Genomic DNA, 20,324 nt, shown 5'->3' with positions numbered 1-20,324 from the left:
GTTTACTCCTTTTTTGGTGCCTGCTGTGCGGTCTCGCGCAGCAGGGTCTCGATTTCGGCTTTGGTCAGGCCGAGGGCCTGCATCTGGTGCAGAAACTCCGCCGCCAGCGTACCGGCGCGCCGACGGCGCAAGGCCTGCAGGGCAGTGTCATCCGCTGTGACGGTGCGCCCGGCGGTGCGCTGCGCCTGCAAAAGGCCGCGGCTTTCCAGCTCCTGCAAAGCGCGCTGCATGGTGTTAGGGTTGACCCCGGCGTCAGCGGCCAGCTCCCGCACGGGTGGAATGCGGCTGCCGGGCGGGAACTCCCCCGCAACGAGGGCAAGCTCCAACTGCTCGACCAGCTGCACATAGACCGGGCGGCCCGCAGTAATGTTCCAGTTCATGGTGTTTCATGCTCCTTTTGTATTATTGTGTTAAGAGCTTAATACAATAATACACGTGGGATGCAGCCTTGTCAATAGAAAAAACAAAAAAAATCCCCCGCCGGGCTGGCGGAGGGAATATTGCATGATACAACGTCAGGAAATGTGATCCTCGATCCATGTCAGCACATAGTCAAAGACCTCATCACGGTTGGTCTCGTTGTGCAGCTCATGGCGGCCGCCCTCAAAAATCTGGCAGGTCAGATCCTTGACACCGGCATCGCCCAGCATCGCCCAGACTTTGCGGACGCCCTTGCCGTAATCTCCAACAGGATCGCCGTCACCGGCAATCAACAGAACGGGCAGTTCCTTGTTGATCGACTCAGCCCAGGCCTTGCTGCTGACATGGTTCAGCGTGGCCAGCATCTCCCGGTAGGTGGAGGCCGTAAACTGGAAGGTACACAGACCGTCCGCATCATAGGCATTAACAACAGCCTCATCACGGGTCAGCCAGTCATTGGCAGACTTCGCGTTCTCGATTTTTTTGCAGTAGCTGCCGAAATTCAGCTTGACCATCAGCGGCGAAACATAGCGCGGCCCCTTGACGCGGGCAATCAGCCCGGCTAGTTTTTGGCCGATGACATTCATAAAGCTGGGACCTGCTGTGCCGGAAATGACCAGTGCCGTGATGCTCCCCGGCCACTTTTCGGCGTACCAGCGGGCGTAAAAGCTGCCCATGCTGTGGCCGTACAGGATAATGGGCGTATCCGGGAAACGCTCATGGAGCAAGCCGTTCATTGTGTGCAGGTCGTTCAGCAGATGCAGGCGGCCATCCGGCTCGCCGTAGTGGCCGTGCTCCCCTGCCTTGGCGGTGTCGCCGTGGCCGAGGTGGTCATTGCCCGCAAGGGCAATACCGTGGGCGGCATAAAACTCTGCCATAGGGGCATAACGGCGCACATACTCGCACATGCCGTGGCTAAGCTGCAGTACCGCACGCACAGGCTTGCCGGGCATGGTGTACAGCACAGCGGAGGAGGTATGGCGGCCGTCCGAGGACGGGAAGGTAATGGTTTCGCAGTGGAGTTCGGGCATGGTCACAGCTCTCCTTTGATTTTTTTCCAGTATTGTGCGAAGGCTTGCTCATTCTTGTTGTCACCGGGCTGATAATAGCGCCGATCCTTGATAGCATCCGGCAGATATTGCTGCTCGACCCAGTGATTGGGATAATCGTGCGGGTAGATATAGTGCTGGCCTTTGACTTTAGCGTCCGCGCCGTCATAGTGTTTATTCTGCAGCTGCCTCGGGATGGGCCCGGTGCGCCCGGCCTGAATATCGGCAATGGCTGCATTGATGCCGTCATGGGCGGAGTTCGATTTTGGGGCGGTGGCCACCAGCACCACAGCATCCGCCAGCGGCAAACGAGCCTCCGGCAGGCCGACAGCATTGGCAATATCGACCGCAGCCTTTACGATGGGGATGATCTGCGGCCACGCCAGACCAACATCCTCACAGGCGCAGACCATCAAGCGGCGGCAGGCGCTGGGCAAATCCCCTGCCTCAAGCAGGCGGCCCAGATAGTGCAGTGCAGCGTCCGGGTCAGAGCCGCGCATGGATTTCTGATAGGCGGAAACGATGTCATAGTGGTCATCGCCCAGTTTGTCATACCGCATGGCGGTGCGGGTGGCCACCTGCTGGATCATGTCAAGCGTGATGGTGCGGCAGCCGTTTTCGATGGGGGCTGCTGTGACGGCAAATTCCAGATTGCCGATTGCCTTGCGCATGTCACCGCCAGCGCTCTGGGCCAGATAGTCAAGGGCATCTTCCGGAATGAAAACCGGCGATTGATCCTCAGCGCCCAGCCGTGCGGCAGCGCTGCGCAGACCGGCACGAATATCGTCGGCGGTCAGCGACTTGAATTCAAACACCGTGCAGCGGGACAGCAGGGCGTTATATACATAAAAGTAGGGATTTTCCGTGGTGGAGGCAATAAGGGTGACAGTGCCCTGCTCAACACATTCCAGCAGGCTCTGCTGCTGACGCTTGTTAAAGTACTGGATCTCATCCAGATACAGCAGAATGCCACCCGCTGCCCCCAGTGTGCCGATGTCTGCCAGCACGGACTTGATATCGCTGGTTGAGGCCGTGGTACCGTTGAGCTTGTGCAGCTGCATACCGCTGCCCGCCGCAATGATGCTGGCAACGGTGGTTTTGCCAACGCCGGATGGGCCGTAGAAGATCATATTGGGGATTCTGCCGCTTTCGACCGTGCGGCGAAAGACCTGATTTTTGCCGAGTAGATGCTGCTGCCCGCAGACCTCATCCAGCGTGCGCGGGCGCAGGCGTTGTGCCAATGGCTCCATTGTGATTCCCTTTTTATATTATAAATAGGTTGATGCTCCGATTGTGCAGCAAAAGCGATGCTGCTATAGACAATTATACGGAATAACGGCAGCAGAATCAAGTGTAATCGTGCAGGATAACAAAGTGCGTTGCCGGGGGTAATCTGTGAGGAAAAAAATAAGCAGCACCATATCGCGGTGCTGCTTAGTGTGTTGAAAAGCGCGTCTTTCATTGCATGTCAAAAAATCACATTCTTGGCCTATTGAATGTGTAGGGGTGACCATTCGGTGCCCGCTGGCTTGGCGAAGAAACGCGTTTTCCGGGAAAGCTTTTCACAGGCTAAGGGGCAGGGGCGAGCAATGCTCGCCCCTACAAGAGATTTTTGATAGCCTGAGGCGAACAGTGTTTGTTCGAAAGCCTGATGCAGCAACGCTTTTAGCGGGATTATTTGGGGAGAGTTTCCGCGTATTTGGAATATTTATCTTTTACAAACTCTGAATAAGCGGCGTAGGCATCCTCAAGGGTTTCATATTTTGTGCCTTTGGTATAATCTTTGAATCTATCACCATTGGGAATGCGCTTCGAGATGGCGACATATGTTTGAGAACTGTTTTTGACAGGTCTTTCGGCGGTTATTGTTTCTGAAATATAGAACCCGCCGGTATCCGTACTGATAATAACAGGAATCGTTGTGTCGGCACCGACTTTATTTGTATCCACAGAGGTCCAAAACAAATAGGTATGCTTGTATTCGGGTCGTGCATCCCCGAGATACGCCCAAGTGCCATAACTCAGTAAACTGTTTTCGATGATACCTTGTTGTAGTTGCTTTAACATACTTGAATTTGGGCATTTCGAGTCTATTTCAAAAGTAGGAGTGGGGTACTTAACCAAAAATCCGGCTTTATTCACCAGACCGTGTATATCACTGAAATTCATTTCCACCTTTGTATTGTTTCCACCGCTTCCGCTCCATGTAAAAACAACGCCGACCGTAGCATCGTAGGAAACCTCACATACCCCGCCTGCAGTCGGGATGCCCTTCCAGTTGGCGGTTTCTTTATCCGCTTTATAATGCGTGATGCCCGCAATCGTGATGGGATCCATGGACTGCCAGTCATCCTGCTTTTGTTTGAGGTTTACCGTTTTGACCTGATTCTCCGTGTCGTTGGTCAGCGAGGCCGTCAGCACCTCCATATACGCCTCGCGCACATGGAGGACATCAGCGGTCTCAAGACTTTTCTCAATATATCCCTGCAGGGCGGGTATCAGCATCGCTGCAAGAACCGCGAGAATGGTAAGAACAACGATCAGCTCCACGAGAGTGAAGCCCCTTTTGTTATTCCGCAGTTTGTATTTCATTCATTCCCCTTGTCAATAAAACAATCCCCCGGGCTTTGGATAAAAGCCCGTCCGCCTTCTGACAGTTAGAATAGCTTTGACAAGTGGTAGTCATCATACCTGTCGCATTGCCCCGCGGGCCCCAAACAGTCAGTTGCGTGTGATATTATAGCAGAAGATGAATTGTCATACAACAGGAAAAGACAAAAAAATCGCAAGATTTTTCAAATGAGTAGGTGCTTTATTTGCTTTTCCCTGCCAATCAGCACCGGAAACGGCAGAAGAAAAGCAGCCTGACCGCCCTCAGCCGATAAAAAACAGCCGATTTGCGAAAAAACGCAATTTTTAAAGAGCGCAAGACAGCAATTTTTTACATCTTCGCTACTTGACAAAATCAAGTATCTGGATTATACTGACAATCGAAAGGAGTTGAAATCCATCTGCCATGTATCAGAAAACACTTTCCTATTATGTCGCTATGCTGTACCGCAGTTTTTCCGCCTTTACCGGGGAGCGCCTTCAGGCGGTAGGTCTGAATTTCGGACTCGTGTTTTTTATCGTGTATATCGGGAAAAAGCCAAACTGCACACCGTCAGAGCTGACTAAGGAGCTGGCCCTTGATTGGGGGCACAGCCAGCGATGTGTTAACCGACTGGTGGAGGACGGCTTTATAACCAAAGAAAAATCCGGGCGCCATTACCTGCTGAACCTGACGGAGCGCGGGCAGGAGGCCTTTGAGGCCGCCCACCGGGTTTTCTTTGACTGGGACAGCACTTTTATGACGAATCTCAACGCGAAGGAAAAAGAGCAGTTGCTTACTTTACTGGAAAAAGCAGCACAGGAGGTACCGCATCATGTACGAAACGATCAATAGTTCTGTCAATTACGGCGGTTTGGAGCTGAAAAACCGCATCATCTTTGCGCCGACGACCTTCGGTTTGTCGGACGAGGAGTATTTTGAAAAAATCCGCCGCATCGCTGCGGGCGGCTGCGCCATGGTCATCATCGGCGATGTGCCTGTGGGCAAAAGTATGATCGAGAAATCTCTGTTCGACAAGAAGGGCTTTGCCTATTACCAGAAGCTGACCGAGATCGTCCACAGCTACGACTGCCGTATCTGCGCGCAGCTGCACCAGTCGGATTCCAACATGCTTGCCATGCTCAAGTATGTGCCCGGCGTGCTGACCAAGAAAATCTCGATGCAGGAGCTGCGTCCCCTGCTGAACGCCGAGGTCGCGCCCTACATCTCCAAACTGTCTGTGAAGAAGATCAAAAAGATCACCGATGGCTTCGGCAAGGCCGCTGAACTGGCGGTCAAGGCCGGGTTTGACATGGTGCAGGTCCACGGTGACCGTATGTGCGGCAGCTTCAGTTCGACAGTCTTTAACAAGCGCACCGATGAATACGGCGGCAGTGCTGAAAACCGTGCCCGTTTTGCGGTCGAGGCTGTCAGGGCCATTCGCAGCCGTCTGCCGGAGCTGCCCATCGACTACAAGCTGGCTGTCCGTCAGGAGGAGCCGCATTACGGCAACGCCGGTGTGCTGGAGTCTGAGCTGGGCGTCTTTGTGCCGATGCTGGTAGATGCCGGTGTCACCAGCTTCCATGTAGCACTGGCCAACCATTCCAGCCTGGAGGATACGATCCCGCCGGCAAACCACCCCTATTTCAAGGGTCAGGGCTGCTTCCTGAAATACTGTGATGAGGTGCGCCAGTTTACCGATAAGCCTATCACCGGTGTGGGCGGTCTGACTGATCCCGCGTTTGTGGACGATCAGCTTGCCTCTGGCCGCATCACCTGCGCAGCCATGAGCCGCCAGCTGCTGGCTGACCCGGAATGGCCGAACAAGGTTGCCGCCGGTCAGCTCAAGGAAATCCACCGCTGTGTACGCTGCAACAGAAAGTGCCTCGGCGGCCTGCAGCAGCATCAGGGCACGCACTGCATTTATGAGAAAGGCTGATTATGAAGACTTCTGTCGTGTTCAGCAGTAAGACCGGCAACACACAGCAGCTGGCAAATGCCGTTGCCGCTGCCCTGCCGAAGCAGGAGCTCCTGTATACCGGTGCGCCGAATGAGGCAGCCCTTGCGGCTGACCGCCTGTATATTGGGTTCTGGACGGATAAAGGCAGCTGCAACCGTGAGATCGCCGCTTTTTTGAAGCAGGTCAAGGGCAAGGAGGTGTTCCTGTTCGGCACAGCCGGCTTTGGCGGGGACGCAGCCTATTTTGATAAGGTACTTACCGCCGTCAAAAAGCACCTTGACCGCAGCAATACGGTGATCGGCACCTATATGTGTCAGGGTAAGATGCCCCAGTCTGTGCGGGAACGCTATGTGAAGATGCAGGCCAGTCCCCTGCCCATCCCGAATCTTGACAGCCTGATCGAGAATTTTGACCGCGCAGCCACCCACCCGGACGCAGAGGATCTGCACTGGTTGACAGCTGCCGTTAAGCAGACGGAGAGCCGCTGATCACGGTCAGCCATAATAAACCAAACAAATACGCCGCCAAAGAGCGCGATACAGAATCGCAGCCCTTGGCGGCGTTTGTTATATAGATTGTCTGAAAGGCGTACCTGTTTTTCGCACAAAGGACCGACCTTGCCGAAAAAGCGGTGCTGCATTCTCTGCAATGAGAACGGTACAGTTTAGAATTTTCCGCCCGAGCTGCCGCCGAAGCCATCGCTGTCGGTACTCGAGCCGCTCGAGCTGCTCGAGCTGTCGTCCTTGACGGGGTCGTACGTTTCGGTCTCGGTGGTGTGGGTGTAGGTGTCCTCCACCACGGACAGCGCCAGACCCTCGGCGGGCATGTAGGCGTTGGCATGGGTCTGCTCGTTGGCAGTTTTCATCTGCGCGTAGAAGATGCCGCAGACGATGCTCGCCACAGCCAGCGGAATGACAAACACAAACACCCACTTGATCCAACCCTTGGCGGGGTCGTTGCCGCTGTCCAGCGGCGCACCCTTGTCGGCATAGAAATCAAGCGTGTCAGCGCACATTTCTATGTAAGTGTCGGAGGCCTTGTAATACGATCCGTCCGAGAGCATCGGCACGATCTTATCCTCGATCTGTGCGATGCGGTAGTCGGTAAAGGCGGTCACGCCGCCGCCGTAGGTGATGGTCACATAATCGCGGGAATCCAGCGCAATCAAAAACAGGATACCGCTTTTGCCCTCGCCGTAGCCAAGGTCATAGTTGCGGTACCAGTCCTTGGCAAATTCGCGCACGTTCTGGCCGCCGATGTCAGCCACTGTCAACAGGTAGACATTGACACCGTGTCCGGCACTGGCATCCTGCGCCTTTTGCTCCAATTCAGCGGTCACTTCGGGTTTGAACAGCTCGTAGGTGTCCATCACCAGCGGCATTTCGGCAAACGCCGGTACAGCGCAGAGCAAGCACAGCACCAGTGCCGTAAGCAGAGAAAACAGTTTCTTTTTCATACTCTGTTTCCCCCTTTCAAAGCAGGATGGCAAGCAGGATCATCAGCGGAACACTGATGCCCGCGAACCAGGCGGCCACCTTTCGCTTATCAACCGGCAGATCGCCGACCAACTTGCCGGTCTGCCCGTTCATGGCGAACAGATAATCCTTGCCCTGCCATTTGGTGTGCAGCATCCACACCGGCAGCAGCGCGTAGTGCTTGGCGGTGTAATCAATGCTGATATTCTCGCTCAGGGTGCTTACGCTGTTGTAGCCGGTAATGCTGGCCGAAAGCTCGCTGCTGACCGAATTCTGCATACGGCTGTGGGCGCGGGCCTGGCAGGTGTCGGCGTCCTCGTCGTATTTGTCGGCCATGTAGCCCGGCAGATAGGCGGTCGAGAAGGGCTGGAACGCGCGGTAGTCATAAGGCTCGATGGCATCCATATGGCCGTTGGGCATCTTAGTCGAGCCGTCCACCGGCACGCCCATGAACTGCGTGGTACCGGCGCGGCGGACATCATAGTGCTTGGTCGTGGTGATGACGTAATCGCCCTTGCGGTGGCTGGAGCTGGTCGTGGCTTCATATAGGCCCGAGCCGGAGGCGTTGGCATCGAACAGCCAGAACGGGACATACACGCCCTTGATCTCCTCGATATGGTTCTGCGAGGAGAAGGCATTGGGCAGGAACCGCTTCCCGCGATAGTATTTTTTCAGCGCGGCCTTGGCGGCGTTCTTATCCAGCACAAACGGCAGGACAAGCTCAGGCCGCTGCATGCCGCTGAACTGCCCCGCAATGACCGTTGGGTTGCCGCAGTACGGGCAGCTTGTCGCGGCGGTCGTCTCGTCACAGATCAGCTCTGCGCCGCAGGACGGGCAGGAATAGCTGCGCAGCCCGGCGGCCTCGTTTTCGCTCCAGACGGAGTCGGGCGGCGGTGCCTGTTTATTCTGTGCTGCGGTTTCGGCAGCGGCTTCTTTTTCGGCATAGAGCGCTTCGATCTCAGCAGTATCGTAGCTGCTGCCGCAGAAGTCACACACCAGCTTTCCGCTGGCACCGTCAAAGTGAAGCGGACCGGTACAGGCAGGGCATTGGTAGTTGGTAAGCTGCGTTGCCATTATGCGTCACCTCTCTTTCCTTCGGTTTGCAGCTGCCCTGCCAGATCCTCAAAAAAGTCACGCAGGGCGCTGCGCGTATTGCCATCGGCATCCAGATAACGGTAGATGATCTCGTCATCCGGGGCTTTGTAAATCAGGCAAACGCTATTTAACGTTTCATCGGTAATAAATAAGCCGGCAGGATTTTTCTTTTCGTCCGGCAGGCTTTCCAGCCCCAGCTTTTCTGCCAGAGTCAGGGCTTCTTGCCAATGGGTGTCCTCAACAGGGATGTTTTCCAGCTCCACCCATTCATCATCCTTGTAATTACAGCTGAACAGGCAGCCGTCAGCCGGGTCGTTTCTTATGCTAAACCCATAGGTGTCGTCATAGCACATGCCGGAATAACTGATGCTGATACCGGTCAGTGTGCCGGGCGGCGCTTTTTTACAGCCGGACATTGTCAGAAAAGCAGTTGCGGCGCAAAGCACCGCAGCAATTTTTTTGCGCATCACTGGCCAAACGGCTTACCGCACTCCGGGCAGAACTTGGGCGGATGGGCCGGGTCATCCGGGGTCCAGCCGCACTGGCTGCACTTGGCGGGAGCCGGTGCGGGCTTGGGGCTGCCGCAGTTACAGCAGAACTTACCGGTGTTGGAGGTGCCGCAGCTGCATACCCAGCTGCCGGCTGCGGGTGCCGGGGCAGGCTTGGGGCTGCCGCAGTTGGCGCAGAATTTGCCGGTGTTGCCGGTCTGGCCGCAGCTGCAGGTCCAGCCTGCGGGAGCGGCTGCCGGGGCCGGGGCGGGCTGTGCGGCGGCCTGCTGCTGGGCGCCCATCTGGTACAGGTTCTGGGCGTTCATGCCGCCCGCCGCACCGGCCATATTCATGCCCATAAAGGCCATGGCGGGGCCTGCGCCCTGATTGCCGGCTGCGGTCTGCATGGCGCTGGCCTGTGCGCCGACAAGATGCGCAGCGGCGCGGGTCGGGTCCATAAAGGCTGCGTTGCGCTGCATTTCCTTGAGCATCTGCTCGTCTTCCTCGCTGGCCTTCACGCTGGAAACACCGAAGGATACGATCTCAATGCCGCGCAGCTTGCCCCACTTGGCGGAGAGTACATCGTTGAGAGCCTCGGCAAGCTCCATCGTATGGCCGGGCAGTGCGGAATAGCGGATGCCCATATCGCTGATCTTGGCAAAGGCGGGCTGCAGGGCGGTCATCAGCTCGGATTTCAGCTGCCCGTCGATTTCATCGCGGGTGTAGCCTTCCTCCACATTGCCGCAGACATTGGTGTAGAACAAAATGGGGTTGGTGATGCGGTAGCTGTACTCACCGAAGCAGCGGATGGCAATGTCGATGTCGATGCCGGCGCGCTGATCCACCACGCGGAAGGGCACCGGGCTGGGCGTGCCGTATTTGTTGCCCACCAGCTCCTTGGTGTTGAAGTAATAGATGCGCTGATCCATCGGGGCCTCGCCGCCGAAGGTAAAGCGCTTGCCGATGTTCTGGAACACTGCGCCGATCGAGTCGGACAGGTCGCCGCTGAAGAGCGAGGGCGCGCTGCCGGTATCGTAGGTGTACTCACCTGGCTCGGCGCACATATCCACGACCTTGCCCTGCTCAACGATCATGGCACACTGGCCGTCGGCAACGGCCACGATCGAGCCGTTTGTAATAATGTTGTCGCTGCCCTTTGTGTTGGCGCTGCGTCCGCTCTGGCGTTTCCAGCCGCGGGTAGCCAACAGGTCAGCCGGCATGGCTTCACAATAAAAGTATTCCTTCCACTGGTCGGCCATAACGCCGCCAGCAGCGCCCATTGCAGCTCTGATAAGTCCCATAATGATCCTCCTATGTCAGGGGCGGGCAGAACCCGCCCCATTTTGTACAGATAAATCAGGTCGTTATTTGTTGGCCAAGGCGGCCTTGTACTCCTCATAGCGGGGCGGCAGTTCCTCCAGCTCCTCGTTCCACTCGGTGCCGTCCAGCCTCATGTAGAAGCTGATTGCACAGGCCGTACCGTCCTCGCCCTCGTAGTCATACATGAACAGCGAGATGCTGTCGTTATACGGGTACAGGTTGAACTTATACGCATCGCTCTTGGTTATGTTCTGGTCAAGCACCCAGTCGTAGCCGTCCAGAATAGGCTCGATATGGTCATCATAGACATTGACCCACATCGTGATGACCGGGTCATCGGGCATGCCGTCACGGTAAACCTCAAAGTAGTGGCTGCCGTCCTCGCTCTCACCGATGTAGCCCCAGCAATCGTAGGTGTCGGTGTCAAAGTAGTCACGGTTCGGTACATTCTTGTAGTTTTCCATCCGGAACCAGCCGTACCAGTTGGTGTTGCCCAAATCAGCGTAGGTGTTGCCGTCATCGTAGGTGTAGGGCGGGTCAGGCTCATCCGGGCCGTCGATCCAGTCGTCGCCGTCATATTCGTCATCGCCGCCGTCCAGCAAAGCGGGGTCAATTTCGGGCTTGGTGTCGCTGCGCTTAAAGACCATGGTCATACCGTCAAACTCAATGGTCAGCAGGTCACCCTCGCGGGTGTAGGTCATGGCCGGGGTATTGGGGTCGGTCAGCGCGTAGAAGCTGCCGTCCTTCCATTGGAAGGTGACAAAATCCTCCATGTAGGTTTCGCCGGTGCCGTCCGCGCGCAGCTCAATGTAGAAGTCCTCCATATCGACGAGGGCAAGCTCCTCCTTGGAGAGGGTGTACTCGCTGTCGGAGGCGGATTCCAGCACATAGATGCCCACATCGGTATCGCTGCCTGCGGCGGCGTCCTGCGTCATGCTGTCACCGTCCAGAGGCTGCTGCATGGTGCTGCCGGACTTGACGAAGTAGAGCGTCACGCCCTGTCCCTGCACATCGTTCAGGGTCAGGATCTCGTCTTGTAGGGTGCCGGTGCAGCTCAGGCCGCCGCAATCCAGTTGGAAGGCCCCGCCGTTCAGCGTCCACTTGCCGTAGGACTTGGTGCCGTCCACCGTTACAACGCACTTGCCCTTATCATTCAGATCCATCAGGAACCCGCTGCCGAAGGCATCCTCGACCTGCGTCACGGAGCCGCCGATCTCGGCGTAGGCTGCTTCCCAAGTGCCCTGATTCGGGTCACTGGCGTTCGGCTTGCCGGTGCGGATGGAGCCGCTGATCATTGTTACGATGATCATAAGCAGGAATATCACCGGGATGGCGATCAGGATCATCCGCTTGGGGGTCATTGGTGCGCGGGGGCGCTTGGGCTTGCCGCCGGGGGCTACATTGCCGTAAGGGTTGCCGCCCGTGCCGCCGGGTGGCGGCGGCGTGACAGCATGGGGAGCATCCGGGGGTGTGTTTCTGGCGTAAAGCGGTGTGCCTGCGCCGGTCTGCGGCGGTGTGCCGGGCGCATTGCCTGCGTAAGGATTCGCTGCGTTCGTCTGGGGCTGCGGGGCGGCAGGTGCGCCGCCTGCATAGGGATTGCCGCCGCTTGCCTGCGGCTGTGGGGGCGTCTGTACAGGCTGTGGGGGTTGCGGTGCAGCCTGAGTCGGCTGAACCGGGGGCTGGGGCACAGCTGCGGGCTGTGCGGCGGGCTGCGGTACGGATACTTTTGCACCGCAATTCTCGCAGAATTTAGCACCGGGCTTTAACTCGGCACCACATTGCGTACATGTTGCCATAGTGTCTGCCTCCTTTTATAAAGTAATATTTCAGACTCTTGCTTATTCCTGTGTCATTTCAAACCATACAGCTTCCTGCTGCGGCAGGTTCAACAGGGATTCCCCGCCGATGTGCATTACACTGACTCCGCCGTAATCATCGGGCATCATAGCCAGCGTTTCGCGCTGCGTGCGCCCTGAATCCATACGGAACAACGAAACGGAGCAGATCCAGCCGCGGTCATCCATACCAAGGTAGGAGATGCTGCTGTCCCATGTGGCCGGAATCCTCTGGCCGTTGGCGTATGCGCCGGTATAGAAGTTCGGCTGATCCTCGCAGATTTCAAACCAAGTGCCGGTCTCCTCACTCACAAAGGAGCCGACCATGCTCGGAATGCTCAGCGGGGCGGTGTTCCAGACAGCCTCCATCAGGTTGAATTTTTCGTTATCGCGGGAAACGCCGTACACGGTCGCGTACTCGGCGCCGTACTCCGCATCGTAGGCCGTGCCGGTCTCAAACCGGACAATTCCGTTGATGCCGAAGAGCGGACCGCCGTTGACCATGGTGCCGCACTGTGCGCCGCTGATGACATCAATGTATTCGACATTGCCGTTCTCGGTCAGAAGGAAAACATAGGGGGCGTAGTCCTGCCCGATGCTGGTCATCAGCATCTTTACATAGTTGCCGTAACAGCCGCTGACCGCGAACTCGGTCTTGTCGCCCAATTCGTACCATTCCTTCATGGCTTGGTAGGTCATAGCACCGTCAGGGGTAACATAGTCGGTCAGGGCGCGTACCGTCACCTCGCCTGTGGCAGTCACATCGCAGGTAAACCATTCATCCTGCCCGTGCAGGATCTGGCCGCTGGCCTGCCGCTTGTCGGGGTAAACATCTATGTCCGTCCACATCATGCCGGCCCCGGCAGGGTTGTATATCGGCACGGTGACGATAAGACCGCCTGTGTAGTAGGGGTAGACGGCAAAGTAGGTAAACACATTGCTCAGCTCGTTCAGGCTCTGTGCGCGCATCTGGTAAAGCTGGGATGCGTAGCTGGGGTCGTCGCCGCCGTAGTAGGTATCGAAATGCTGGGCCACGGCGCGCCGCAGTGCTTTTAAGGTCAGGTCGTTGTCGGTGTAGCCAAGGTATTCGAGCATTTCGATGTTGGAAAGTTCCTTGCCGGTTTCAAAGTTGTAATGGTAGGTGCCCACATCGCGGTTGTACATTGTGTCAACGCTTGTGATCTGCAGGCTCAATACCGGGCCGGTCCAGGTGCTTATCCAGATGATGTAGTTTGTGTCGATAAAATCATTGCGGGAGCGGGCATCCTCGGCGCGCTCTACCAGATAGCCGAAGCGGTAGCCGATCATTTCGTTGATGTTCCTTGCGCCCTCGGTATCATCATCGATCTGCGGGACTTGGTAGAAGTAGGTGTCCTCGATGTCGTAGGGGTTGGTGTAGCTGAATTCCACATCATACAGTGTAGAGATGCGGGAATCATCAAACCTGCGGGATGACTGCGGCTTTTGCGGGGTCTCCTCCGTAGCTTCTACATTTTTAACGGAGGTCTCGCTCACTGCGCTTGCGGCCGGTTCGGTCGGTTCGGGCTGTTTGCTGTCCTGTCCGCAGCCTGCCGCAGACAGCAGCATCGCCGCCGCCAATAGTACGGCAAAGCGTTTTTTCATGGTTGGTTCACCCGCCTTTCGGTTGAGAGTGCAGTAAGCTGCCTGTGCTTAGCCAAAGGTGACGCTGTTCAGAATGGTGTCGCCCTCGGTGCCGGGGTCGATGTCCACGCCGGAGATCTTGATGGCCAGCCAGCCGCCGGTGGGCATCTCGCCGTAGTATTCCGTCCACCACATGCCCACGTTTTTGTAGGTGCGTCCGGCCATCTCCACGCCGCCGATGGTGCGCGGGGCAAGCTCCTGCACATTTTCAAAGTCGTCGTAATAATAGTTGATTTTGTCCAGACCGCTTTGCAGCTCAAAGGTTATGCGCGGGTCACCGGAGAAGATATGGCTGGGGTCATCGGTCGGGAACAGCTTGATATCCGCGAAACGGGGCGAAACGGACTTGTACCAGCCCTGGTCGGGGCAGGTTACGTTGAGTGTCAGTGTGTAGTCTGAACCGAATGCCTCCAGCGTCTGGGTGTTCAGGCCGGCGGCCGATGGATAATCGGGATTGTCCGCAGGCGCGGAAGCAGGAGTCGGTTCGGCGGTGGCTTCCGGCTCCGACGCTGCAGCGGGCTCCGATGCAGGCTCGGATGCCGTGTCGGTCTTGGGCTCCGCCGGGGTCTCCGTCTGGGGTTCAACAGCCGGTTCGGCGGCCTGCGCTTTCAGGTCGGATAAACCGGAATCGACCTCTTTGGTCACATCCCCCTTGGAGCAACCGGCCAAAGCCATAAGCATCATGGCTGCCAATGCGGCAGCGAGCGTTCGTTGTACTTTTTTCATAGCTGTCCTCCTTTTGGTCATAAAGTGTCCATCATAGCGCTCAAATAGGCAGGCGAGACGGAAGCGTAGACGAAATCATCGACAATGTGGTCCTTTTTTGCCAGGCACACGGCGGTAGCCAACTCGGGATATTCGGCCTCATCCACAAGCAGTACCGTTTTGCAGTGCGGGCAGACACCCCGCAGGTCGTTTGCCAGCAGCAGTCTGTCCTGCAGGGTGCGCGGCGGATGCGGACAGACCTCCAGCAGCAGGACATCCGCCCGGCAAGAACGGCATAGCTTTATAATATCCTTTGTCTTAGGGCCGGCGTTTTGTACCTGAAAATCCGGTCTGCCGTGTTTCAGTGCCATTGTCAATGCGCTCGTCATCACAGAGTATTGGGCGTCCAAAACGATCCTTCGCACGGCGCAGCCCTCCTTCCCTGCAAAGAATACGATTTGTCAATTTCATCATACAGGATCGGAAGAATTTTTGCCCCCACCATTTGGATAGTTTTTTTAAACTTTTTTCTGCCTTTTCCAACACTATTGCAAAATTAGGCGGATTGCGTCATAATAATACTGTAAAAAGACAGCACGATACCCTTTCGGAAAGGACAGGCGCTATGACAAAGGTACGGCTTGGCAATCTGTATTTAGCCGCTGCGGTTGCAGGGGTGATTCTCTGCGCTGTCCTGATGCGGGCATTTTATATGCCGTATTCCGGCTTTTTGCGCACAGTGCTGTATAATATTCTGATCTTTTCATGGGCGGTATCGGTCTGGTGGCGTATCCTGCACGCACAGACCCGCCGCTGCCTGCTGGGCGCTGCCGCCCTGATGCTGTTCTGGCTGGATATCCGCCTGATCCGCTATGACTTTGCCCAGACACCGGAGATGCTGCGGCGATTGTGGTATGCATACTATATCCCGATGCTGCTGATCCCGACCCTTGCACTTTATACGCTTTTCTTTTTGGATCGGGGGCAGTCCGGTCCACTGTACAAATATCGGCATCTGATCTTTGTATTTCCTGTGGTGCTGTTCTGCCTCGTGCTGACAAACGACTGCCATCAGCTTGCGTTTGCGTTCCCACCCGGGCAGGAGGTACTGGGCAGCCCCGATTACACCTATCGATTCGTATATTACCTCTGTCTGCTGTGGATATTTTCCTGTGCCGTGTTCACGGTGGTGTACCTTGTACGGCGTTGCCGTATTCCGCATACAAAGCGCATCCTATGGCTGCCGCTTGTGCCGATTTTTTTGGCCACGCTCTATGCTTTACTGTACAAGCATATTTTACATGTGCCGTGGATGCATGCGATCGCCGGTGATATGACCGTGGTGCAATGCCTGACCTTTACAGCGTCCTTTGAGGCGTGCATCCGGTGCGGGCTTATCCAATCCAACATGGGGTATGCCACGCTGTTTGAGGTATCTATGGCCAAAGGGCTGATCACAGACCGGGCGTTTGTGCCTGTGCAATCCTCGATGCAGGCAGCGCCGCTCCGCGAGGAGCAGCTGCGGCAGGCGCTCACCGGCAGTGTCCAGCTGGACGCCACGACCCAGCTTCACGGCCACCCGATCCGGAAAGGGTATGTTTTCTGGCAGGAGGACATCACCGAATTGGTGGCACTGCTGGAGGAACTGCGCCTCACGCAGGAGGAATTGCATGACATCGGGGATGTCATACAGGCGGAAACAGCCCAGAAGGCACAATGGCTGCAGCTGAGCGAGCAGAACCGGCTGTATGACAAAATCGAGACCGTCACAGCCCGCCAGCTGGCACGGATACAGGAATACCTGATTGCACTCAAAGCCACAGACGATGTCGATGCCGCACGCCGGCTGCTGAAGCACATCGTCATTTTGGGGACCTATATCAAGCGGCGCAGCAACCTTGTTTTTGTCTGCGACAAGGCGGAGGATATCGACACCACAGAGCTGCGGCTGAGCCTGTTTGAATCGGCAGAGAGCCTGCGCCTGAGTGATATACGCTGCGCCGTACAGATCGCCGACACAGCAAAGATTCCCCCTGCGTCCGCCGTGGTAATCTATGACGCCTTTGAAGCCATCATAGAAGCGACCCTGCCGGGATTGCAGGAGATCCTTTTCTGCGCCGAGCATACGGCGCAGGGCTGGGGGCTGCGCTGCAGCGTTCAATGCACCGACGCTCCCGCTGCGCTGCCCGGCCTGCCGCAGATGCAGCTTGAACGGGATGATGACGGGCTTTTGTATTTCACGATGTTTCCGGCAGAAGGAGGCGGCCTATGATTTTCCGAATCTCCCGCAACGCTGTCAAGGAAGGCTTTGACACGCTGCCGGCGGCCATCTGCTACTTTGATCGCAATGGCCTGCTGCGCCTGATCAATCACAGGATGCAGGAAATCTCCGCAGTCCTCTGCGGCCGCGATCTGCAGACCCTTACGGATCTGGAGCAGGCGCTGCACAGTCCCGGCGGCGGTGTGCAGCTGCGCGATGAGGCCGCCCGCATCTACGCATTCCCGGACGGAACGGTGTACCATTTTGCGGTGCGCCCTGTTCAGGACAAATACGGCATACAGTACACCGAGGTGATGGCCACCGATGTTACCCGGCTGGCGGCATTGCATGCTGCACTGCAGCAGGAAAACGAGCGCCTTGCCGATGCGAACCGCCGCGCAAAGCGCTTATATGACAATATGCCCGACATTGTGCGGGAGGAAGAAATTCTGAAAATGAAGATGCGGGTGCATGACGACATCGGCCATACCCTGCTTGCCGCACGGCGCGCACTGCGGCATGAGCATGACCTTGCCCGGATCAAGAGCGAAGCTGCAAAGTGGGAAAGTTCCATCTCCCTGCTATGCCGCACCCGGCAGGAGAATGCTGCTGAGGACCCGCTGAGCTATATGCAAAGGCGGGCGGCTGTTCTGGGCGCAACCGTACAGCTGCGCGGTGCGTACCCTGCGGCACGCGCCACCCGCGAGTTCTACGCACTGATCCTGCGGGAGTGTACCTCCAACGCTGTGCGGCATGCGGGCGCCACGGAATTGTACGCCGACTCCGAGCATCGGCCGCAGGAATGGCACCTTTGCATCACGAACAACGGCGCGCCGCCCAAGGCGAAGATAAAAGAAGGCGGCGGGCTTTCCTCGCTCCGCCGCCGTATTGAAAAAGCAGGGGGTACGGTAACCGTACACTCCCTGCCTGTATTTGTTCTGGAAGTAACCCTGCCCGATAAGGAGAGCATTTATGATACGCGTTATGATCGTTGAGGACCAAAAGCTGGTCCGGAGCCTGCTTGAAAGCTATATTCAGAACGAGGACGGGTATCAGCTTGCTGTGTCTATCCCCGGCGCTGCAGAGGCTCCGATCCTGTGCGATACCGAGGACATCGACCTTGTGCTGATGGATGTGCAGACCGAACACCGCGAAAACGGTCTGGCCGCCGCCGAAAAGATCCATAAGGCGCACCCGGGCATCAAAATCGTGGTCGTTACCTCGCTGATCGACCATGAAATTTTAAAGCGCGCCAAGGCGGCAGGTGCAAACAGCCTGTGGTATAAGGACGGGGATGAAAGGACCCTGATGCAGGTCGTGCGCAGTACTGTGCAGGGGGCGCATATCTTCCCCGATATGCCGCCGAGCGTAAAGATCGGCATGACGATGAGCAGCGACTTTACCCCTGCTGAGATGCGCGTGCTGCGCCTGTTGGTGCGCGGGCTTTCCTACAGCGGGATCGCCAAGGCGCTTTGTGTGGAACCCTCGACCGTTAAATATCATGTCATCAATATGCTGCAAAAGACCGGGCTGGAAAACAAGCTGCAGCTTGCCATTGCCGCCAGTGAGGCAAAGCTGGTGGTAGAATTGGCAGAGGAACAAGACACCGCAGACACGGCTGTCAAGCCTGAATCGGTAGGGTGACCGTGAACACCGTCCCCTGCCCGTCAGCCGGTTCAACTGTAACGGTGCCGCTGTGCAGCAGGGCAATCTCCCGCACAAGCGCAAGCCCAAGGCCCACGCCGCCCATCTCCCGGCTTCTGGATTTATCTACCCGGAAAAAGGGCTGGAACACACTCGCCCTATACTCCTCAGGAATGCCGCAGCCTGTGTCTGCAACACGCAGCACAGCGCTGCTTTTCTTTTGTTGGATCGTGATATGCACAGAACCGCCGGGGGTATTGTACTTGATGCCGTTTTCGACCAAATTAAAGAGCAGGCGGTAGATCAGGGTGTCGCTGCCCCTGATGCTGACATCCTCACATTCCTGAAAGAGGGTGACGCTACGGCGCTGTGCCAGCGGGCTCAGGTCGGCCACGATCTCATCGGCCAGCGGGGCCAGCTCGATAAGATCCTCACGCGGGATCGACTGCAGATCGCTCATTTCCAGCAGTGTGCGGACAAGGCCTGCCAGACGGGACACCTGATCTGTCTGAAAGCGGATCAGGTCGGCGACCTCGCTGTCGGCATCGGGGTGCTCCTCGGAAAACATTTCCAGCTTGGCCTGCATGATGGCCAGCGGTGTTTTCAGCTCATGGGCGGCATTGCCGGCAAACTGACGCTGCAGGTCAAAGGACTGCGCCAGCCGGTCCAGCATACGGTTGACGGACTGGCTCAGGTTGCGAAATTCCGGGATCGTGTTTTCCTCTAAGCGAACCTCCACAAGGCTGTCCTGATCAATGCGTTCGGCCTGCTGCGCAAGCTTTTTCAAGGGCTCCAGCGCCTTGCCGCTGACGAAATAGGCAATCGCTGCGCTCAGCAGCGTTACCGCTGCCGTGATGCACCAGCCCTTGCGCCCGAAAACAGCCTTGGCATCGTAGACCTCCTGCGAAAACTGTACAAGAAAGTCCGACATCTGATCGTCCGGTATTTCAATCGTCAGGTTTTCATCATCGCTCTGCTGGTATTGCAGGACATACCCGTTCAGATTGTCCATACCGGTGGCGCCGGAGCGGTAGAGCAGCAGATTCAGGCAGATGCAGGCCCCGGCAATCAGCACAGCGGTCATCAGCGTGATTCGCCACTGAAAAGATATGCGATTCATGGTTCATTTTTCTCCAATTCATATCCCTCACCGATGCGGTTCCGGATGGGGTCATACCCCAGTGCGGTGCGCAGCTTTTTTCTCAGGGCTGAGATATGCACGCGGATCGAGTTGCTGAACGCATCGACACTGCTGTCCCAGACATGCTCGATCAACTCCTCCTGACTGACAGGACGCCCCTGATGCAGCAGCAGATATTCCAGCACGCCGCTCTCCTTGCGGGTCAGCGGGATGGGCTGGCCGTCTGCCATGGCAAGGCGGCTCTTGGTGTCAAAGGTCAGCCGCCCGCACCGCAGGCATACATCACGCTGGATAAACTGCCGCCGGGTCAGGCTGCGCACACGGGCCTCCAGCTCAGCCAGATGGAACGGCTTGGCCAGATAATCATTGGCACCTGCGTCCAGCCCCTCCACCTTGTCGGAAATTTCACTGCGGGCGGACAGGATCAGCACCGGCGTTTCAAGGTCGGTCCTGCGCAGCGTGCGCAGAACGGTCATGCCGTCCACCTTCGGCAGATTGAGATCGAGCAGGACAAGATCGTACCGCTCTGCGGCAAGCAGCTCAAGCGCGGCCTCTCCGTCACCGCAGTCATCCGTTTCGTAGCCGGAGCGGCGCAGCTTTTTAGCTACGCTTTCCCGCAGGGTCGGTTCATCCTCTATCAACAAAAGACGCATAAGCGATCATCTCCCTTATTTTTAAGG

At 56.9% G+C, this 20,324-nt stretch carries 20 protein-coding genes; 6 read left to right on the top strand and 14 right to left on the bottom strand.

What is annotated here, in order from left to right:
• Positions 1 to 2: 2 nt before the first annotated feature.
• From OGM67_02720 to OGM67_02705, 4 genes are all read right to left on the bottom strand, one after another.
• Positions 3 to 380 carry a GntR family transcriptional regulator gene (locus OGM67_02720; protein ID UYJ35267.1) on the bottom strand — a complete coding sequence of 126 codons (378 nt, stop codon included), beginning with the start codon at positions 378 to 380 and terminating at the stop codon, positions 3 to 5.
• 135 nt (positions 381 to 515) lie between these two features.
• On the bottom strand, positions 516 to 1,451 hold the full coding sequence (locus OGM67_02715) for a lysophospholipase (GenBank protein UYJ35266.1): 936 nt from the start codon (positions 1,449 to 1,451) through the stop codon (positions 516 to 518).
• Between the two features lie 2 nt (positions 1,452 to 1,453).
• Positions 1,454 to 2,719, bottom strand: coding sequence for a replication-associated recombination protein A (locus tag OGM67_02710; GenBank protein ID UYJ35265.1), 1,266 nt, complete (start codon positions 2,717 to 2,719; stop codon positions 1,454 to 1,456).
• A gap of 424 nt (positions 2,720 to 3,143) precedes the next feature.
• Positions 3,144 to 4,019: a prepilin-type cleavage/methylation domain-containing protein gene (locus OGM67_02705; GenBank protein ID UYJ35264.1), complete on the bottom strand. Its 876-nt coding sequence runs from the start codon at positions 4,017 to 4,019 to the stop codon at positions 3,144 to 3,146.
• Between the two features lie 466 nt (positions 4,020 to 4,485).
• Between OGM67_02705 and OGM67_02700 the strand changes: the two genes are divergently transcribed.
• Genes OGM67_02700 through OGM67_02690 form a run of 3 tightly spaced genes read left to right on the top strand, consistent with a single transcriptional unit; the run spans position 4,486 to position 6,507 of the window.
• Positions 4,486 to 4,914 (top strand): MarR family winged helix-turn-helix transcriptional regulator, encoded by a 429-nt coding sequence (locus OGM67_02700; GenBank protein UYJ35263.1) that lies wholly within the window; start codon positions 4,486 to 4,488, stop codon positions 4,912 to 4,914.
• Positions 4,895 to 5,998: an NADH:flavin oxidoreductase gene (locus OGM67_02695; protein ID UYJ35262.1), complete on the top strand. Its 1,104-nt coding sequence runs from the start codon at positions 4,895 to 4,897 to the stop codon at positions 5,996 to 5,998. The genes OGM67_02700 and OGM67_02695 overlap by 20 nt, the downstream gene beginning before the upstream one ends.
• A 2-nt stretch (positions 5,999 to 6,000) precedes the next feature.
• Entirely contained in the window at positions 6,001 to 6,507 is a 507-nt protein-coding gene (locus OGM67_02690; protein UYJ35261.1) for a flavodoxin family protein, read from the top strand.
• 176 nt (positions 6,508 to 6,683) lie between these two features.
• On the opposite strand, the gene OGM67_02685 is transcribed toward OGM67_02690, so the two are convergent.
• The 8 genes from OGM67_02685 to OGM67_02650 form a co-directional block, all read right to left on the bottom strand.
• Positions 6,684 to 7,475: a TPM domain-containing protein gene (locus OGM67_02685; GenBank protein UYJ35260.1), complete on the bottom strand. Its 792-nt coding sequence runs from the start codon at positions 7,473 to 7,475 to the stop codon at positions 6,684 to 6,686.
• Positions 7,476 to 7,491: 16 nt separating this feature from the next.
• Positions 7,492 to 8,568, bottom strand: coding sequence for a Trm112 family protein (locus tag OGM67_02680; GenBank protein UYJ35259.1), 1,077 nt, complete (start codon positions 8,566 to 8,568; stop codon positions 7,492 to 7,494).
• The gene (locus tag OGM67_02675) at positions 8,568 to 9,005 is read right to left on the bottom strand and encodes a hypothetical protein (protein ID UYJ35258.1); all 438 of its coding nucleotides are present in this window, start codon (positions 9,003 to 9,005) and stop codon (positions 8,568 to 8,570) included. Before OGM67_02675 ends, OGM67_02680 begins: the two co-directional genes overlap by 1 nt.
• 50 nt (positions 9,006 to 9,055) lie before the next feature.
• Complete coding sequence (locus OGM67_02670) at positions 9,056 to 10,378, bottom strand: SPFH domain-containing protein (GenBank protein UYJ35257.1); 1,323 nt, start codon at positions 10,376 to 10,378, stop codon at positions 9,056 to 9,058.
• 63 nt (positions 10,379 to 10,441) lie between these two features.
• Positions 10,442 to 12,193: a zinc-ribbon domain-containing protein gene (locus OGM67_02665; GenBank protein UYJ35256.1), complete on the bottom strand. Its 1,752-nt coding sequence runs from the start codon at positions 12,191 to 12,193 to the stop codon at positions 10,442 to 10,444.
• 42 nt (positions 12,194 to 12,235) lie between these two features.
• Positions 12,236 to 13,855: a hypothetical protein gene (locus OGM67_02660; GenBank protein UYJ35255.1), complete on the bottom strand. Its 1,620-nt coding sequence runs from the start codon at positions 13,853 to 13,855 to the stop codon at positions 12,236 to 12,238.
• Positions 13,856 to 13,903: 48 nt separating this feature from the next.
• Positions 13,904 to 14,620, bottom strand: a complete 717-nt coding sequence (locus tag OGM67_02655; GenBank protein ID UYJ35254.1) for a hypothetical protein — start codon at positions 14,618 to 14,620, stop codon at positions 13,904 to 13,906.
• 17 nt (positions 14,621 to 14,637) lie between these two features.
• Positions 14,638 to 15,024 (bottom strand): hypothetical protein, encoded by a 387-nt coding sequence (locus OGM67_02650; GenBank protein ID UYJ35253.1) that lies wholly within the window; start codon positions 15,022 to 15,024, stop codon positions 14,638 to 14,640.
• A 200-nt stretch (positions 15,025 to 15,224) separates the two neighbouring features.
• On the opposite strand from OGM67_02650, the gene OGM67_02645 reads away from it, so the two are divergent.
• Genes OGM67_02645 through OGM67_02635 form a run of 3 tightly spaced genes read left to right on the top strand, consistent with a single transcriptional unit; the run spans position 15,225 to position 18,503 of the window.
• Positions 15,225 to 16,871 carry a hypothetical protein gene (locus tag OGM67_02645; protein ID UYJ35252.1) on the top strand — a complete coding sequence of 549 codons (1,647 nt, stop codon included), beginning with the start codon at positions 15,225 to 15,227 and terminating at the stop codon, positions 16,869 to 16,871.
• A complete protein-coding gene (locus OGM67_02640) occupies positions 16,868 to 17,854 on the top strand; it encodes a hypothetical protein (GenBank protein UYJ35251.1) in 987 nt (328 codons plus the stop codon). Before OGM67_02645 ends, OGM67_02640 begins: the two co-directional genes overlap by 4 nt.
• The gene (locus tag OGM67_02635; GenBank protein UYJ35250.1) at positions 17,832 to 18,503 is read left to right on the top strand and encodes a response regulator transcription factor; all 672 of its coding nucleotides are present in this window, start codon (positions 17,832 to 17,834) and stop codon (positions 18,501 to 18,503) included. The genes OGM67_02640 and OGM67_02635 overlap by 23 nt, the downstream gene beginning before the upstream one ends.
• On the opposite strand, the gene OGM67_02630 is transcribed toward OGM67_02635, so the two are convergent.
• Both OGM67_02630 and OGM67_02625 read right to left on the bottom strand, forming a co-directional pair.
• Positions 18,481 to 19,623 carry a HAMP domain-containing histidine kinase gene (locus tag OGM67_02630; protein UYJ35249.1) on the bottom strand — a complete coding sequence of 381 codons (1,143 nt, stop codon included), beginning with the start codon at positions 19,621 to 19,623 and terminating at the stop codon, positions 18,481 to 18,483. The genes OGM67_02635 and OGM67_02630 overlap by 23 nt on opposite strands.
• Positions 19,620 to 20,297 (bottom strand): response regulator transcription factor, encoded by a 678-nt coding sequence (locus OGM67_02625; protein ID UYJ35248.1) that lies wholly within the window; start codon positions 20,295 to 20,297, stop codon positions 19,620 to 19,622. Before OGM67_02625 ends, OGM67_02630 begins: the two co-directional genes overlap by 4 nt.
• Positions 20,298 to 20,324 lie beyond the last annotated feature (27 nt).

It is taken from the genome of Oscillospiraceae bacterium, from assembly GCA_025757985.1.
Taxonomy (GTDB): Bacteria; Bacillota; Clostridia; order Oscillospirales; family Ruminococcaceae; genus Gemmiger.
This window is presented reverse-complemented; position numbering and strand designations above follow the sequence as displayed.

What these genes read in the sequence shown, in the direction of transcription:
- OGM67_02720 (UYJ35267.1), bottom strand. Translation starts at nt 380, where the DNA reads ATGAACTGGAACATTACTGCGGGCCGCCCGGTCTATGTGCAGCTGGTC.
- OGM67_02715 (UYJ35266.1), bottom strand. Translation starts at nt 1,451, where the DNA reads ATGCCCGAACTCCACTGCGAAACCATTACCTTCCCGTCCTCGGACGGC.
- OGM67_02710 (UYJ35265.1), bottom strand. Translation starts at nt 2,719, where the DNA reads ATGGAGCCATTGGCACAACGCCTGCGCCCGCGCACGCTGGATGAGGTC.
- OGM67_02700 (UYJ35263.1), top strand. Translation starts at nt 4,486, where the DNA reads ATGTATCAGAAAACACTTTCCTATTATGTCGCTATGCTGTACCGCAGT.
- OGM67_02695 (UYJ35262.1), top strand. Translation starts at nt 4,895, where the DNA reads ATGTACGAAACGATCAATAGTTCTGTCAATTACGGCGGTTTGGAGCTG.
- OGM67_02690 (UYJ35261.1), top strand. Translation starts at nt 6,001, where the DNA reads ATGAAGACTTCTGTCGTGTTCAGCAGTAAGACCGGCAACACACAGCAG.
- OGM67_02685 (UYJ35260.1), bottom strand. Translation starts at nt 7,475, where the DNA reads ATGAAAAAGAAACTGTTTTCTCTGCTTACGGCACTGGTGCTGTGCTTG.
- OGM67_02680 (UYJ35259.1), bottom strand. Translation starts at nt 8,568, where the DNA reads ATGGCAACGCAGCTTACCAACTACCAATGCCCTGCCTGTACCGGTCCG.
- OGM67_02675 (UYJ35258.1), bottom strand. Translation starts at nt 9,005, where the DNA reads ATGTCCGGCTGTAAAAAAGCGCCGCCCGGCACACTGACCGGTATCAGC.
- OGM67_02670 (UYJ35257.1), bottom strand. Translation starts at nt 10,378, where the DNA reads ATGGGACTTATCAGAGCTGCAATGGGCGCTGCTGGCGGCGTTATGGCC.
- OGM67_02665 (UYJ35256.1), bottom strand. Translation starts at nt 12,193, where the DNA reads ATGGCAACATGTACGCAATGTGGTGCCGAGTTAAAGCCCGGTGCTAAA.
- OGM67_02660 (UYJ35255.1), bottom strand. Translation starts at nt 13,855, where the DNA reads ATGAAAAAACGCTTTGCCGTACTATTGGCGGCGGCGATGCTGCTGTCT.
- OGM67_02655 (UYJ35254.1), bottom strand. Translation starts at nt 14,620, where the DNA reads ATGAAAAAAGTACAACGAACGCTCGCTGCCGCATTGGCAGCCATGATG.
- OGM67_02645 (UYJ35252.1), top strand. Translation starts at nt 15,225, where the DNA reads ATGACAAAGGTACGGCTTGGCAATCTGTATTTAGCCGCTGCGGTTGCA.
- OGM67_02640 (UYJ35251.1), top strand. Translation starts at nt 16,868, where the DNA reads ATGATTTTCCGAATCTCCCGCAACGCTGTCAAGGAAGGCTTTGACACG.
- OGM67_02635 (UYJ35250.1), top strand. Translation starts at nt 17,832, where the DNA reads ATGATACGCGTTATGATCGTTGAGGACCAAAAGCTGGTCCGGAGCCTG.
- OGM67_02630 (UYJ35249.1), bottom strand. Translation starts at nt 19,623, where the DNA reads ATGAATCGCATATCTTTTCAGTGGCGAATCACGCTGATGACCGCTGTG.
- OGM67_02625 (UYJ35248.1), bottom strand. Translation starts at nt 20,297, where the DNA reads ATGCGTCTTTTGTTGATAGAGGATGAACCGACCCTGCGGGAAAGCGTA.